The sequence below is a fragment of the Vibrio sp. Vb1755 genome (genome assembly GCF_033338635.1).
Taxonomy (GTDB): Bacteria; Pseudomonadota; Gammaproteobacteria; order Enterobacterales; family Vibrionaceae; genus Vibrio; species Vibrio alginolyticus.
In genome coordinates this window covers 1-1,572 of sequence record NZ_JAWOTA010000105.1, presented here as the reverse complement: position 1 = coordinate 1,572, position 1,572 = coordinate 1, and the positions used below count along the sequence as shown (strand labels likewise).

Annotated in this window: 1 protein-coding gene; it reads right to left on the bottom strand. The window is 45.9% G+C overall.

Annotated features, from left to right (window positions below; all coding sequences use genetic code 11):
* On the bottom strand, positions 1-1,084 hold a 1,084-nt coding region (gene vmeA / locus R7E00_RS22975), incomplete at its 3' end, for a multidrug efflux RND transporter periplasmic adaptor subunit VmeA (protein WP_318124530.1).
* Positions 1,085-1,572 lie beyond the last annotated feature (488 nt).

Here is a 1,572-nt window from a genome sequence, read left to right as displayed (position 1 = left end):
AACCCGCCGTAATGACTTGGTCACCGGCTTTTAATCCATCAATGATGCGCCATTGGTTGTCTATAACTTCCGCCGTGATGACTGGCGTAATCGCAACAGTATTATCAGCACTCACCGTCATCACCGAAGCTTTACCTGTTGCATCGCGAGTCACGGTGTTGTGCGGGATCAAAATCGCGCTAGGGTCAACACCAGTAATCACGGTCGCACGCACGAACATACCCGGAAGAAGTAAACCATCAGGATTTGGGAATTCCGCTCGCAAAGTCACGCTTCCCGTACTTTCATCCACGTTAACTTCCGTGAACTTCATTGTGCCTTTGTGCTCGTAAGTCGAGCCATCTTCAAGCGTCAATGCGACTTGCGCAGATTGATCTTCTTGCATGTGGCCTTGAGAAAGCGCCGCTTTTAGTCGTAGCAATTGAGCAGAAGACTGAACGATATCCACGTTGATCGGATCAAGTTGTTGAATCGTCGTTAGCTTGTCGGCTTGGTTTGCCGTAACCAACGCTCCCGCAGTCACATTTGACTTGCTGATCACGCCACTGATCGGCGCTTTCACACGGGTATAAGTCAAATTGATCTTTGCAGTATTGATCTTCGCTTTGGCTACGAGCACTTGCGCTTTCGCTTCTTTGTAAGCCGCTTCTGCTTCATCCAGATCTTGTTGACTGATCGATTTCTTGGTAATCAATGCGCGGTAACGTTTAACGGTTGCAAACGTCGATTCTTCAGAAGCTTGCGCACGAATCAGCTCCGCTTCTGCACTAAGCAAATCCGCTTGAAATGAAGAGTCATCAATTTGGTACAACGACTGACCTTTTTCCACAACGCCACCTTCAACAAAGTTACGTTCTGAAATAATACCCGTTACCTGTGGGCGGACTTCCGCCTCTTTAAATGCACGGCTGCGGCCCGGCAACTCAACCGTCAAAGCTTGTCGAACAGGTTCAACCGTCAACACATTCACTTCGGTTGCGGGAGCGGCGCCACCACCTTGCTCAGTTCCTTCTTGGCTTGGTTGACATCCCGCCATAAACAGGCTCGATGCAATCAGCAGCGATAGCGTGGTTCTACGTCTCATGAAACATCTCTCTTATTTTGCAAGCCCTACAAATATCCAATTCAATGCGTTCTGAATGGCTCGATTATGATTAGTGGATATGCATCTATCCCAAACAAATTAGTTAGAATGATAATTACCCAGTGTTGTACATACAACAAAATTTACGTTTCTATACGCTTGTCGAATGCGTTTGTTGTAAAGGTGCAATAGAACTCTCAGATTTGAAGATATTGTGTTGGAAATCACACTTTTCTGTGTACAAGTGGACGGGTCAAAAAGTGTGTAAATTGATGATAAAAACGGCGAGTGTTTGTACAGAGTTTTGAGGTCAAGTCCAGATTTAATTGATTAAATCCAATTGGCGAAAAGCTACGTTAAACATCAGCTAAAAAAGAGCCCGCACATCAGCGGGCTGTTTCGCATCAATTTCAAATATCAGAGCTTAAACTCGGAACTGGCTGACTTGCTGATCCAATCTCTGAGTTTGTAGTGACAGCATCGCAAGT